This is a genomic window from Sphingobacterium chungjuense (assembly GCF_011316935.1).
Taxonomy (GTDB): domain Bacteria; phylum Bacteroidota; class Bacteroidia; order Sphingobacteriales; family Sphingobacteriaceae; genus Sphingobacterium; species Sphingobacterium chungjuense.
Map to the genome: position 1 here is coordinate 491,631 of NZ_WLYS01000001.1, position 13,195 is coordinate 504,825.

The following is a 13,195-nucleotide window of genomic DNA, read 5'->3' on the forward strand; positions in this document are numbered from 1 at the left end:
ATTATTTTTTACGTAAAGCATTAATATCCTCTTCCGATACGGAATCATACTTTGTCAACGAATCTCTAAAGTATTGTACTTGCTCCTCTGGGAATGCTCCCTCTTGAACCAATTTCGTTTTTTGTTGTAGTGAAGCACTCTTCAATAGTAATTTCACCTCTGCCATAGCAATACTTGGCAAGAAACGGATAAATAGTAAGAACAAGGTAAAGAACAAACCGATAGATCCGATGAAGATACCTACATCTACCCAAGTTGGGTAAAACATCGCCCAAGATGATGGTAGGTAATCACGGTGCAGTGAAGTCACGATAATTACGAAACGCTCGAACCACATACCAATGTTTACTACGATAGATAATACCCATGAGATCGGAATACTAGTACGGATCTTTTTGAACCAGAATAACTGTGGAGAGATCACGTTACAAGTCATCATCGCCCAGTAAGCCCAAGCGTACGGACCAGCCACACGATTGGCAAATGCATACATCTCGTATTCTGAACCAGAGTACCATGCAATAAACAACTCAGTCAAGTAAGCGATACCTACGATAGATCCCGTTACCATGATGATCTTGTTCATCGACTCGATGTGGAACATCGTGATATAGTTCTCAAAGTTCATGACTTTGCGAAGAATCAACAATAATGTCTGTACCATGGCAAAACCAGAGAAGATCGCTCCCGCTACGAAGTATGGAGGGAAGATCGTGGTGTGCCATCCTGGAATTACAGACGTAGCAAAGTCCATCGATACAATAGTGTGTACTGAAAGTACCAATGGTGTCGAGATACCGGCTAATACTAGGGAAACGATTTCAAAACGTTGCCAAGTTTTTACCGACCCATTCCAGCCAAATGATAAAGTAGAATATACTTTCTTTTTTAAACCAGTAGCGCGGTCACGTACCGAAGAGATATCCGGTAGTAAACCTACGTACCAGAATACTAATGATACCGTAAAGTAAGTAGAGATCGCAAAGGCATCCCATACTAATGGTGAGTTGAAGTTTACCCAAAGTGAACCATACTGATTCGGAAGTGGGAAAATCCAGTAGGCTAACCAAGGACGACCCATGTGAGCCACAACGTACGTAGCGGCACAAATTACCGCGAAGATCGTCATCGCTTCTGCCGACCGGTTAATGGAGTTACGCCAGTTTTGACGGAAGAGCAAAAGTACAGCGGAGATTAACGTACCGGCGTGACCGATACCTACCCACCATACAAAGTCGGTGATATCCCAAGCCCAACCTACGGTCTTGTTCAAACCCCAAGCTCCAATACCAGTCCAAAATGTGTAACCGACACTGATAACCCAAAGCATGGCTCCGCAGACAGCCACGATAAATCCTATCCACCAAGCTTTATTAGGCTTGTTTTCAACCGGAAGCAATACATCGTCCGTCACTTGGGCGTACGTGATCTTTTTCCCGGTTACTAATGGTTCTCTTAATATTGATTCGTTATGCGATGACATAGTTGTTTATTTCAAAAAATTGAACAAGATTAAGCCTCAAAGCTGTTTCTAACTTTCGTCATATAACCGATGTTCGGTTGTACGTTGATTTCTTCCAATACGTAGTAGATACGCTCGCTACGCAATGCTTTGGACACTTCTGAATTAGGATCGTTAGCATCACCAAAGATCATAGCGTTAGCACTACAAGCGCTTGAGCAGGCCATTTGGATTTCACCATCCTGCACTTTACGACCTTCCACTTTTGCTTGAAGCTTACCTGCTTGAATACGTTGTATACACATAGAACATTTCTCCATTACCCCACGTGAACGAGTGGTAACATCTGGATTCAACACCAATTGTGTGAACTCATTGTTCAAGTAGTTGTCAAAACGAGAATCATTCCAGTAGTTGAACCAGTTGAAGCGACGCACTTTGTACGGACAGTTGTTCGCACAGTAACGTGTACCGAAACAACGGTTGTATGCCATGTGGTTCAATCCTTCTGAAGAGTGAACAGTAGCTAATACCGGACAAACCGTCTCACAAGGAGCGTGCGAACAGTGCTGGCACATCATTGGCTGATGGACTACGCTGACGTTTTCGTATGAAGATAAATTAGCAATATCATCTTCTTTGGTATATCCTTGGCCGTTCTCTTCTATCGTGTAATAACGGTCAATACGCAACCAGTGCATCTCACGACGACGGCGAACCTCGTCACGACCTACTACCGGAATATTGTTTTCCACATTACATGCTACGATACAAGCACCACAACCGGTACACGCGTTCAAGTCGATCGCCATCACCCATTTGTGACCTGGCTGCTCATACTTGTTCCACAAGTCGTACGTTTTATGATCGTCCGAGAATCTTCCAGCTTCAGAAGCTGGGTTCTGTAAGAATTTGGCAAATGTAGTTTCCCGAATGATGTTACGACCTTCAATGGTATGGTGCGTTTGTGTTTGGGCCAATTCGTAAATACGAGAGGCTTTGCTGATCGAAACTTTATTGGCAAATCGAATGATACCTGCATTTACTTGCGCAAAAGGGAAAACATTCACACCAACATTATTTCCGGCTTTACCTACCTTAGTACGACCATAACCTAACGCTACAGATGCTGTACCTAAGGCTTGGCCTGGCTGCGCTAGAACAGGAAGCTCGATCTCTAATTCACCTGCTTTAATAGTAGCTGTACTTTTTTCTCCTAAACCGAGACGCTCAGCATCTTTCGGATTAAGGGCTACATAATTATCCCAAGTAACTTTAGATACCGGATCGGGAAGCTCTTGCAAGTATGCATTGTTGGCATAGCGACCATCACGAATATTAGCCGGTTGATACAGCGATAATTCGAAGTCGTCACCCGCTTTGATTGCTTGAGCAGCTGTAGTTGCCGCAGAAGCTGCTGCATTTACATTACCTGCAAAAGAAGCAGCACCTGCCGTCGCATTACCTTTGAACTCGAATCCTGTTTGTAGGATATCTGTCCAAGTTTTTGAGCTTCCAGCTAGAATGCTGTTTTCCCAAATATTGCGAACGTACGTGTAGATATCGGTGTTATTACCTGCCCAGTTTAGTAAGCTAACTTCTGCTTGGCGGGTGTTAAACACAGGATTGATCGTGGGTTGTACGATCGTGTAATAACCGACTTTAGAAGACTCATCTCCCCAAGACTCCAAGAAGTTGCTAGCCGGAGCGATTGCTTTCAATTCTGAAGCAGTCTCATCCGCACGATCTGAGAACGAAAGCGTGAAATCTATCTTAGAAAGCGCTTGCTTTACAGCTGCACTATCGTAGTAATCGTATACTGGGTTGCTATTCCAAAGGATAGCTGTACCAATCTGACCTGCATTAGCCATGCCTAACAAGGCTGCGAATTCAGACTCAGAACCTTGGTATTTCTTCGAATAGTTTACTAGATCGATTGTCGTGCCATAGGCGCCGATTGCTGCATTAATCGCATTGGTCAACGTTTGGATATGTACATCATTCGCGCCAGCTACTACGACTGCTTGACCACGGTTCTTCAACAATTCTTGTGCTGCCAGCTTGATCGCTGTAGCTGCATTGGCTTGCTGAATACCGCCAGCTAAAGAAGAACCAGTGATCTCGTTATATAAAGAGATCAATACAGCGGCCTCTTCAGAAGGTTTGATGGCGATACGCACATCTGCATTAGTTCCCGTCATGCTCAATCCAGTTTCGAATTGGATGTGACGAGACATTTTGCCTGCCTCTAAAGATTTGTAATTTCTATTCTTGATGTAATCTTGTGTATGCTCTTCACCATCTAACCAAGTTCCCAAGAAATCAGCGCCTACCGATAGGACCACTAATGCTTGTTCGAATTTGTATGATGGAACTACTGCTTGACCGAAGCTAGCCTCGTTGGCTGCACGGATACCGGAGTAAGAGATTGGATCCAATTGTACGTGTAGTGTACCTGGATATTTATTGGTGAATTCTGCAATAGCTGCCAAAGAAGTTGGGCTATTGATCGTTCTAGATACGATGGCTACGCGTTTTCCAGCTTGCACCGATTTGTTTAATGCCTCAATAACTCTAGCATCTAACTTAGCCCACTCTACATCTCTACCATTGATTTGTGGATTCTGTAGTTTATTGGTCATATCGTACAAGTCTAATACCGAAGCGACCGTAGCCGACTCTGTACCTTGCGTTAAACCAACACTGTTCGGGTTTGCCTCTACCAAGATAGGGCGACCTTCACGTGTGCGGACTAAAATACTTTGTCCATTAAATGATGAAGCGTAATAGTTAGGAACACCCGGCGTTACTTCCTCTGGTTTGATCAAGTAAGGAACGGCCTTGTGAACAGGTGTATTTTGACAAGCAGCCAAGGAAACAGCGCCCAAACCAAAACCTAAGACTTTTAGAAAGTCACGGCGAGGTGTTTTGGTGCTCAATCCTTCTTCATTCAACACATCCTCTACGGGAATCGACTCAGAAAACTCACCCTTGCTCGACTGTACGAACGCAGGAGTTTGATTTAGCTCTTCTAACCCTTTCCAATATTTTTTGTTGCTATCCATGTAAAGCTGTATATTAAGATTGCGTTTTTTCTGATTTGATTAATAGTGACACTTACCACACTCTAGACCACCGATCATTGCGGCTGTCATTTTCTCTCCTTTTTTCAATTTATCGTGTGCCTCGATTAATTGATCGTAGTACTGATTGTCGGTGTCTACCGAAGTTTCGCGGTGACAATCGATACACCATTTCATGGTTAGTGGAGAATATTGATATACTTCTTCCATGGATTCGATCGGACCATGACAAGTCTGACATTCTACACCTGCAACAACAACGTGTTGTGAGTGGTTGAAATAAGCGAAATCTGGAAGGTTGTGGATTCTGATCCACTCAATCGGACGGGTATCGTTACCGTAAGTACGTGTCTCTGGATCCCAATCTACCGCGCGGTACAATTTGGCAATCTCTGGAGAGATACCACTATCATTATCATAGTGATCACCAGCAGTAATGGTATTATGACAGTTCATACATACGTTTGCAGACGGAATAGATGCATTCTTAGATTTGAACGCACCGCCGTGACAGTATTGACACTCGATCTGATTAACACCAGCGTGAATCTGGTGCGAGAATTTAATAGGCTGTACCGGCTGATAACCTTGATGCACACCCACATTCCAACCCGTCTTCCAACCGACAACACCTAGAAGTGCCACAATCATCAAGACCGCAAAGAATACCAATTTCTTATTGCGAACGAATGCTTTGGCAAACTGACCAAACTTCGATCCGCGAGCAGCATATTCTGCTGTAGCTACGTCAATTGATTCTTTGTTGGTATCGATTACTTTTTCTAAAGTCTTCGTGATACGAGACAATAAGATAGAAACACCTACCACGATAACCACCAATACAGATACAATGACAATCATCAATGTACTTGCACCTTGGCTACCACCTGCACCACCACCTTGCGCCGCAGCTTGCTCTTTCTTGGCAGCCGCCTTTGCCTCTTCTGCTTGAAGGTACGCGATGATATCACGTACATCATCATCAGATAGGTGGCTGTAAGGAGCCATCATTGTAGGGAACTTTCCTTTTAACTCCACGGCTTGTGGATCGCCAGAATCGACCATCCCTTGTGGATTGTGCACCCACTTGATAATCCAAGACTCTTCACGACGATCGGTTAATCCTGCCAAATCTGGCCCCGTCAACTGACGACCAACAGCGTGACAAGAATTACACGCGTTTGCTTTAAAAAGAGCACCTCCATTAGAGGCATCCTGCGCATTTGATACACTTGTAACGGCAAACAACAACACCAAACCAACTGATATTGACTTCGCCAGCTTTCCCAAAACGGATGAGATATTTCTCATATTTAGCACTTTATACTATTTTAATGTGTATGATATATTCAAAATCTCTTTGAAAGTAGAGTTTTCACCCCACTAAACTTTGCACAAAAGTATAACTATTTAAACAATCCCTGACAATTTGGTGACTGAATAGTTTAATTTATAACCGTTCTAAATAATAGCCTTAAAACGGCATTTAAATGGGTTTATTTCGTATTTTTGTATACAGATGTAAACAATTTACGCATGAAATTACTTATAATTTTGGGCATCATTTGGATTTCATTGCTACAAGTGAATTGTGGTAGTGAATCCACTAAAAAACGAACAGAAATGAACAACGGCAAGTATAACGAATTAACCGCAGAAGAGAAATATGTAATTGAGGATAAAGGAACAGAGCGACCATTCACGGGCGACTTGTTGGACAACAAACAACAAGGCACGTATTTGTGTAAGCGCTGTGACGCTCCTTTATACCGATCAGAAGATAAGTTTGAATCTTTCTGTGGCTGGCCAAGCTTCGACGACGAAATAGAAGGAGCGGTACGGCGCGATACGGATGCGGATGGTCGGCGCACCGAAATCCTATGCAACGCTTGCGGCGCGCATTTAGGCCATGTATTTAACGGCGAAGGTTTTACAGCGAAGAATACACGTCATTGCGTGAACTCCATCTCGATGAAGTTTGTACCGGAAGTCGTGGAATAAATACTATATCTAGCCGGACTGTAACTTACAAAAAGGCGACATTGTAGCAAGTGCAATGTCGCCTTTTTGTATAAGGAATCGGAATTAAATCCTTAACGCAGTTCCTTGATCCGGATATTCCGAAAGGATACGGAGTCGGTATGGTTTTGTAAAGCAATCCTACCTGAAGCATACTTTCCAAAGTCAGGATAAGCCGTAATTGGACTATTGCTCACTAATTCGTGAAACGCAGGTGAATCCACTTCGCGTTCGAAAGTCAATTTGTCATTCAACCAAAAGCTTACTTTTCCTTTTTGTTGTACAATACGTGCTTTATTCCATTGCCCGTAGGGCAATGGCAAAGAATTTTCTGCCTTACAATCTACCGAATACAAGCAGCCCGCCCAGTGCGTAGAATCCCGTTGATGCCGCGGCTCAGCAAATTGATTATCCAACAATTGCATCTCCAAGCCTGTCGCAAAAGTAGCCGCATAAGCCGAATCTTCTTTTACATTAATCAGAATGCCGCTATTTCCGCCCTTATTCACTTTCCACTCCAGATCCAATTCAAAATCTTGGTATTCTTTATCGGTGATGAGATCACCGAATACGCCATCCGACTTGTGCGGATCGCAGATCAACTCGCCTTGTTGCAGTTTCCATTTGGAAGCTGCATTTCCAGCATTGTACAAATGCCAACCCGTCAACGAATCACCGTGCAATAAATCATGCCACTCTCCTACTTTACCTTCTTGCGCCGCTACCGTTTGTTTTTGCTCCGACTGCACACAGCTAGAAATGAGTAAGACAAGTAGGATATTAAATACTATTCTCATAAAGTTTATATTGAGCTCACAAGATAGTAATTGCATCAAGAAAACAGCGGATGCCATCGGCAGATGTTACAAAGCATCTAGATACTCCATATAGAAAGGCACACTCTGAGCGATCCACGATTCCTCCGCATTCAACTCCAGACCATAGTACGCAAACAATGGCCGATAATCCGCTTTTACGTAATCAAAAGTCAGTTCGAATTGTCTTGTTAACTCTTCCAACGTATATTTATACTTTTCTTCGGCGTTATACATTTCTTCAGCAACACCGACAGAAATTGCGAGCGCAATTTTCTTGCCTGCCATTTTAAAACCACTTTTACTACCGTACGCCCAACCATAGGTAAACACCTTGTCCAGCCATGTTTTAAAAAGTGGTGGACTGCTAAACCAATGGAATGGAAATTGGAACACAATTTTATCGTATTGTTCGATGAGCTGTTGTTCTGCCGCTACGTCGATTACGCCGGTGGGATATTCCCGATACAAATCATGTACATGTTATCGCTCCGGATTTTGCTGTAAAGCACTCATCCATCTTTTATTGATGACCGAATTTTCTAAATCGGGATGTATGACTATAACTAAGATCTTCTCCATTCCACTATTTCTTATTTTCAAATCCAATATAACGCTTTATTTTTCGACTAATGTCATCCAGTGATAATAAAGCATTTTTGTAACTTCGCGTTATGACGTCGGATATCATTCAACTATTGCCAGATGCTGTGGCCAACCAGATCGCTGCTGGAGAAGTTGTACAACGACCCGCTTCGGCTGTGAAAGAACTGGTGGAGAATGCGATTGATGCTGGAGCAGATCAGATCAAACTGATCGTAAAAGACGCCGGAAAATCGCTGATCCAAGTGATCGACAACGGCTGTGGCATGAGCGTGACAGATGCACGCCTTTGTTTTGAAAGGCACGCTACTTCAAAAATTCGGAAAGCAGAAGATCTATTTGCCATCCGCACGATGGGATTTCGTGGTGAAGCGATGGCTTCTATTGCCGCTATTGCCCATGTGGAATTGCGCAGCAGACGAGTCGAAGATGAGCTGGGCACGATTGTACAAATCGAAGGCTCTACTGTATTGGATCAATACCCAGAAAATATTCCTGCCGGAACCAATATCTGCATCAAAAATCTTTTTTACAATATACCCGCTCGCCGCAATTTCCTAAAGAGCAATGCGGTGGAGATGCGCCATATCATTGACGAATTTCAGCGTGTCGCTTTAGCGCACCCCGAAATTAGCTTCTCTTTGCATAGCGATGGCAACGAAGTTTTTCGCCTACCCAAAGAGGTATTGAAACAACGTATTGTACATTTGTTTGGAAATAGCTACAACCAACGCTTGGTACCCGTCGAAGAGGATACGACAATCTTGCGTATTCAGGGTTTTGTAGGGAAACCGGAGTTTGCGAAGAAAACGCGCGGTGAGCAGTTTTTCTTTGTAAACAAACGCTTTGTAAAAGATCCATATCTGAATCACGCGGTGATGAATGCGTTTGAAGATATTCTTCCCTCTGATTCATTCCCTTTTTATGTGCTATGCATAGATATTGATCCTGCGAAGATCGATATCAACGTACATCCGACGAAAACGGAGATCAAGTATGAGGATGAAAAATCCATCTATGCCATTCTTCGTTCGGCCGTAAAGCGTTCGTTGGGTCGATACAATATCGCTCCTACGCTGGATTTCAATCAGGAGACGAGCTTTAATCATATGATCTCCCAAAAACCGTTGGACGAGATCCAAGCACCAACGATTACGTTCAACCCGAGTTTCAACCCATTTGAATCGGAAGGCGGTAGTAGCACGCGCACCTCTACGCGTAGTGCAGATTACGCGATGGGATTTGAGAAAAAAACCGCTATCCCGCAAAACTGGGACACCTTATATCAGATTACCGAACAGGATAACGCTGCACAACAATTGCCGTTAATCCCTACTGAAGAACGAGAACCGGCGGAGCAAGAAGAAATCAAAACCAGAGTCGTCAAGCAACCTTTTCAACTGCATAACAGATACGTTGTATCGCAGATCCATTCGGGTTTTATGCTGATTGATCAGCAAGCCGCGCACGAACGCATTTTGTATGAGCAATTTGTGGAACATCTGGAACGTCAGCAAGGGTTGAGCCAGCAAAGTTTGTTCCCACAAACGATCGAATTAAGCAATTCCGACGCGGCATTGATGCAGGAGATATTACCAGATATACAGTCTCTAGGATTTCAATTACGCCCATTTGGAAAAACAACGTATATTGTAGACGGTATTCCGGCGGATGTGGGCAATCACCTGAACGAGACTACGGTGATTGAGCAATTGCTCGAAGATTTTAAAAACAATAAGGATGAGCTCAAAATGAGCAAACGCGAAAATCTGGCAAAAAGCTTGGCGCGTAGTGCTGCGCTGAAAACTGGCACAGCACTTGACCATGCCTCGATGGCAGATTTGATAGACAAACTATTTGCCTGTGCCGTACCGAACATCTCTTTGCAAGGAAAGCCGATCATCATCACGTTTACGCTGCAAGAGCTGGCAGAGCGATTTGCAAAAACATTATAATAACAAAAACTATACTTTAAAGATTGTATGAATCCGTTGAATAACTTACCTCCTATTGCCAAGAACCTGCTTATTATTAATGTGATATTCTTTGTCGGGTCAGCAATTTTTTCTGGATCTACCTTCTTCTTTGGTGTTTTTTATCCGGACTCTCCTTTATTCAAGATCTGGCAGCCCATCACGTATATGTTTATGCATGGCAATTTAATGCATATCTTCTTTAATATGTTTGCCTTGGTCATGTTCGGATCTATCATTGAGCAAGTACTAGGCAACAAGCGCTTTCTGAATTATTATTTGATATGTGGTTTAGGTGCGTTAGTATTGCAATATGGCGTGCAAGCCGTGGAAGTATATCAGGCAACGGGTACTATCAGCGCACGCGACTGGCTAGAAATTGACGTGTATAGCAATAGCGTACGTCCAACTCGTCCGATGGATCCAGATAGTTATGACTTACTTCGTTCGGTATACACAACACCAATGGTGGGTGCATCCGGAGCTATTTTCGGACTTTTATTGGCATTCGCATACTTATACCCTAATATGCCGTTGCAGTTCCTATTTATTCCCGTGCCTATCAAGGCCAAATATTTTGTAGGCGGCTATATCTTGATTGAAATTTATCTTGGCTTTGCTCAGAGTGGCTCCTCCATTGCGCATTTAGCGCACGTAGGCGGTGCTGTTTGTGGTTTTATCCTACTCAAAGCTTGGGGAATCAGACGTACCAACTTTTATTAGAATAGGTGATGTATAACGAAGGGACTTTGAAGGAATTTTTGCGAACGACGTATCGTTCCGGATCTCCTGTACCCTATATTATCTCGACGAAAATTCTGCTATTCGTACTGATCTACATCTTTGATCTGTTGTACGACACAGAGACCATCACATTGCCCCTATTTGATCAAACCTTGGCTTTGCTGAGTCTCCCCAAATCTTTTTCGGTTTTCTTACAGCAACCTTGGTCATTACTCACGTATTCTTTTCTCAATCAGAATTTATTAGAATTACTGTTTGACTGCTTGTGGCTGTATTGGACGGGGCGTATTTTCCTCAATCTGCTGCAAACGCGTCAATTGATTACGGTATATATTGGTGCGATCATATGGGGAGCGTTCATGTATCTGGGCATGGGTCAGCTCCAAGTATTCGCGCAGCAAGGCGCTTCTTATCTCTACAGTGGAGCAGTAGCTAATGCTGCTGTGATTGGATCATTACTGATTCTAGTGCCAGAAACCGAGATTCGATTGTTTTTATTTGGTAATGTACGCTTACGCACCATCGGTCTGATATATTTGGCATTACAATTGGGTTATTATACCCTAAATGATCAATCTGCTGCTGGAGCTTATGCGGTTGCTATCATTTGGGGGGTCGGCTTTATGCACGCACTAAAACAGGGGAATGATTGGAGCCTTTTGCTTCGTAAGAAAAAGAGACATTCACTAAAGGTAGTACATCACAAACCGACAGGGCCAACATACAAAAGTTACCGAGCAGATCTTCCCAATCAGGAGGTCATCGATGAGATCTTAGACAAAATATCACTCAATGGATATGACAGTCTAAGCGCTTTTGAAAAAGAAATCCTCTTTAAAGCCAGCAAGCAGGAAAAGTAGTACCATGCCCAGACATACGAATAAACTTGGTTTTTTTAGTAAATTGATCTTGCTGCTCAATGCGCTTGCATTATTGGCGCTATTTGCCAGTTATTCGGCATCTTTTGTAAATCCGACCTTCTTCTGGCCGACCGCAATTTTTGGTCTTGCCTACCCTCCTATTCTTCTCGCTAATATCGTCTTTGTATTTTATTGGCTTATTAAGAAACCCAAATTTGCCATTGCATCGCTCGTCGCCATATTGATTGGCTGGCCGTTGATGACCAAGCATATTACATTTAATAGTAGCACAGCGGCAGCAACCGCAGAAGATAGCACCCTTCGGGTAATGTCTTACAACGTACATCTCTTTCAGGCGATTCAGGATAAGAATACGCAAACGCAAGATAGCGTGATTAAGCTCGTGCAAGACCATCAGCCTGATGTGCTGTGCATGCAGGAGTTTCAGAGCACGGTGACTGGCGAACAGAAATTCACCGAAAAGATGAAGAAGGCCTGCGATTTTAAAGATTACTACTTTTCTCCGGCCAATGAAAATGCGTATCACGGCTACGGACATGTGACGTTTTCCAAATATCCGATTGTAGATGCGGGCGTAATCAATGACTATTCTTACGGGATCAACCGTATTGTATTTACGGATATTGTCAAAGATCAGGACACGATTAGAGTATATAATGTGCACTTACGTTCTTTCTTGTTGCAAGACGAAGACAAAGATTTCATTAAAAACCCGTCTGGTGCCGATGATGAAAAAGCAGCTGGTAAACGCGTAGGCCGTAAATTGAAAGATGCCTTTTATTACCGCAGCAGACAAGTGGAATATCTCTTAGCTCATTTTGAGACGACCAAACATCCTAAGTTGGTGATGGGCGACTTCAACGATACGCCGATGTCGTTTAGCGTGAATACGATCGGAAAAAACATGAACAATGCCTTCCAAAAGAAAGGCAATGGCTGGGGCGTTACCCACTTTGAGGTATTCCCAATACTACAGATCGATTATATCTTTTCTGACTATGATGTATTGGATTACGGCATCGTAAAACGCAAGTTTTCCGATCACTACCCGATCTGGGCAGATGTGAAACTTTAAAATTTCTATTTTAATATTCCCAACGTGGCTTGGGCACGCAAGTAATATCTGCCGTTTTGCGGATGACGATAGGTCGCTGATCGAAGCGGCTTTCTAGCACCACACTATCCGCGCTTTGTGCCGTTATTTTGAATCTTGGAATATACGTTCCAGATCGATAACAACCAGAAATCTTTTGTTTAAAATTGGGTTTAGTGTACAAGCCATCCACAATTAAGCTATCGCCCCGTACCACATAGACGCCCTTGGCATATTCTGTCCAACTACCAGACCCAAAACAGCTATCCGACATGTTTTTCACCGTCGAATTGACCCGCAGTGTGGCATAAATAGAATCACAGGTCACCTTGAATTCGTGCAAGGTATAATGCAGCATCTGCTCTTGACCGGGAATGGAATCCTGCACCCACTCGCCCTGAAAAAAATCAGCTCCTGTAGTTTGCATTTCGGATTGCCGCACACAGCTAGCAGAAAACAAAAGCATGCCCACTAAAAGTAGGCATGCTTGGCTACGATATCTATTTATCATCGTAAAAATAA

The 13,195-nt window shown here is 43.2% G+C and carries 11 protein-coding genes; 5 read left to right on the forward strand and 6 right to left on the reverse strand.

The features are described from left to right. Position 1 precedes the first annotated feature (1 nt). From nrfD to GKO22_RS02285, 3 genes are read right to left on the reverse strand one after another with little or no spacing between them, the layout of a single operon-like run. Positions 2-1,483 (reverse strand): NrfD/PsrC family molybdoenzyme membrane anchor subunit, encoded by a 1,482-nt coding sequence (nrfD, locus tag GKO22_RS02275; RefSeq protein WP_116775104.1) that lies wholly within the window; start codon positions 1,481-1,483, stop codon positions 2-4. A 29-nt stretch (positions 1,484-1,512) separates the two neighbouring features. After that, positions 1,513-4,527: a TAT-variant-translocated molybdopterin oxidoreductase gene (locus GKO22_RS02280; RefSeq protein ID WP_166332472.1), complete on the reverse strand. Its 3,015-nt coding sequence runs from the start codon at positions 4,525-4,527 to the stop codon at positions 1,513-1,515. A gap of 39 nt (positions 4,528-4,566) precedes the next feature. Further along, positions 4,567-5,856 carry a cytochrome c3 family protein gene (locus tag GKO22_RS02285; protein WP_166332473.1) on the reverse strand — a complete coding sequence of 430 codons (1,290 nt, stop codon included), beginning with the start codon at positions 5,854-5,856 and terminating at the stop codon, positions 4,567-4,569. A gap of 225 nt (positions 5,857-6,081) precedes the next feature. Between GKO22_RS02285 and GKO22_RS02290 the strand changes: the two genes are divergently transcribed. Continuing rightward, positions 6,082-6,546, forward strand: a complete 465-nt coding sequence (locus GKO22_RS02290) for a methionine-R-sulfoxide reductase (RefSeq protein WP_166332474.1) — start codon at positions 6,082-6,084, stop codon at positions 6,544-6,546. A gap of 92 nt (positions 6,547-6,638) precedes the next feature. Here GKO22_RS02290 and GKO22_RS02295 read toward each other — a convergent pair whose 3' ends face one another. Then, positions 6,639-7,361: a 3-keto-disaccharide hydrolase gene (locus GKO22_RS02295; protein WP_166332475.1), complete on the reverse strand. Its 723-nt coding sequence runs from the start codon at positions 7,359-7,361 to the stop codon at positions 6,639-6,641. A 66-nt stretch (positions 7,362-7,427) separates the two neighbouring features. Continuing rightward, the gene (locus GKO22_RS02300; protein WP_240920085.1) at positions 7,428-7,850 is read right to left on the reverse strand and encodes an NAD(P)H-dependent oxidoreductase; all 423 of its coding nucleotides are present in this window, start codon (positions 7,848-7,850) and stop codon (positions 7,428-7,430) included. 203 nt (positions 7,851-8,053) lie between these two features. Here GKO22_RS02300 and mutL point away from each other — a divergent pair, with 203 nt between their 5' ends. From mutL to GKO22_RS02320, 4 genes are read left to right on the forward strand one after another with little or no spacing between them, the layout of a single operon-like run. Further along, positions 8,054-9,937 (forward strand): DNA mismatch repair endonuclease MutL, encoded by a 1,884-nt coding sequence (gene mutL / locus GKO22_RS02305; RefSeq protein ID WP_166332476.1) that lies wholly within the window; start codon positions 8,054-8,056, stop codon positions 9,935-9,937. A gap of 27 nt (positions 9,938-9,964) precedes the next feature. Beyond that, positions 9,965-10,678 (forward strand): rhomboid family intramembrane serine protease, encoded by a 714-nt coding sequence (locus GKO22_RS02310; RefSeq protein ID WP_166332477.1) that lies wholly within the window; start codon positions 9,965-9,967, stop codon positions 10,676-10,678. Between the two features lie 26 nt (positions 10,679-10,704). Continuing rightward, positions 10,705-11,559 carry a rhomboid family intramembrane serine protease gene (locus GKO22_RS02315; protein ID WP_166332478.1) on the forward strand — a complete coding sequence of 285 codons (855 nt, stop codon included), beginning with the start codon at positions 10,705-10,707 and terminating at the stop codon, positions 11,557-11,559. A 4-nt stretch (positions 11,560-11,563) separates the two neighbouring features. Further along, on the forward strand, positions 11,564-12,655 hold the full coding sequence (locus GKO22_RS02320) for an endonuclease/exonuclease/phosphatase family protein (RefSeq protein ID WP_166332479.1): 1,092 nt from the start codon (positions 11,564-11,566) through the stop codon (positions 12,653-12,655). A 10-nt stretch (positions 12,656-12,665) separates the two neighbouring features. Here the strand turns inward: GKO22_RS02320 and GKO22_RS02325 are convergent, their stop codons facing one another. Continuing rightward, positions 12,666-13,184, reverse strand: a complete 519-nt coding sequence (locus GKO22_RS02325) for a fumarate hydratase (RefSeq protein WP_166332480.1) — start codon at positions 13,182-13,184, stop codon at positions 12,666-12,668. Positions 13,185-13,195: the final 11 nt, after the last annotated feature.